Here is a 1,061-nt window from a genome sequence, read left to right as displayed (position 1 = left end):
GCCCGCCGGCGGGGAGGCCGGCGCCCAGGACGAGGCCGCCCAGGCCGAAACCTCCCAGGCCGAATCCGCCCAGGCCGACGGGGGCCATGCGGAGGCCGCGCAGTCCGATGGGGCCGCGGCCGTCTCGCTCTCTTATTCCGCCCACGTCTCCGATATCGGCTGGATGGGCGCCGTCGCCGGCGGCGGGGTCGCCGGCACGACCGGCAGGGGGCTCCCCCTCGAGGCGCTGCGCCTCGTCCTGTCCGACGCCTCGACCGGCGAGCCCCTCGGCTCCGACGCCATATCCGTCGAGGCCCACGTCTCCAACGTCGGCTGGCAGGCCGCCGTCGGCAACGGCGGCACCGCCGGCACCACCGGCCAGGCCCGCGCCGTCGAGGCCCTGAGGGTCAGGCTGTCCGCGGACCTGTCGGAGCGCTACACCGTCTGGTACCGCGTCCACTCCGCCGAGTTCGGGTGGCTCGGCTGGGCGTGCGACGGCGCCGACGCCGGCTCGGCGGGCTACGGCCGCGCCGTCCAGGCCGTCCAGGTCGCGGTCCTGCCCAAGGGCGACCCCGCCCCGGGCGACACCTCCGCGCCCTTCGTCGACAGGTCCTCCGAGCCCCCCCCTCGGTCTCCTACCGCGCCCACGTCGCCGGCATCGGCTGGCAGGGCGCCGTCTCGGACGGCGCCGTGGCCGGCACCACCGGGCAGGGCCGCGCCCTCGAGGCCCTCTCGGGCTCCGTGTCCTGGTACGGGCACGGCTCCTCATCCCTCGAGGTGAGGGCCCACGTCTCGAACGTCGGCTGGCAGGGCTGGACCTCGGGCGCCGCCGGCACCACCGGGCGCTCCCTGGCGGTCGAGGCGCTCCAGTTCAGGCTCTCCGGCGAGGCCGCCTCGTCCTACGACGTCTGGTACCGCGTGCACTGCGCCGACTACGGCTGGCTCGGCTGGGCCAAGGACGGCGCGTCCGCGGGCACGGTGGGCCTGGCGAAGGCCGTCCAGGCCGTCCAGGTCGTGCTCGTCCCCAAGGGCGGCTCCGCGCCGGGCCCGGCCGGCGGCGCCTTCCGCGGCGCCGGCGAGCG

The 1,061-nt window shown here is 77.4% G+C and carries 2 pseudogenes; both read left to right on the top strand.

What is annotated here, in order from left to right:
- Nucleotides 1-163: 163 nt before the first annotated feature.
- A pseudogene (locus tag DWV32_RS10580) lies at nt 164-523 on the top strand (hypothetical protein); the annotation flags it as partial.
- A pseudogene (locus DWV32_RS10575) lies at nt 454-1,061 on the top strand (hypothetical protein); the annotation flags it as partial. The pseudogenes DWV32_RS10580 and DWV32_RS10575, both read left to right, overlap by 70 nt.

Origin of the sequence: Collinsella sp. AF04-24 (assembly GCF_003465685.1) — a bacterium.
GTDB classification, from domain to species: Bacteria; Actinomycetota; Coriobacteriia; order Coriobacteriales; family Coriobacteriaceae; genus Collinsella; species Collinsella aerofaciens_AP.
The sequence above is the reverse complement of the archived record's forward strand: the minus strand, read 5'-3'. Positions and strand labels throughout refer to the sequence as shown.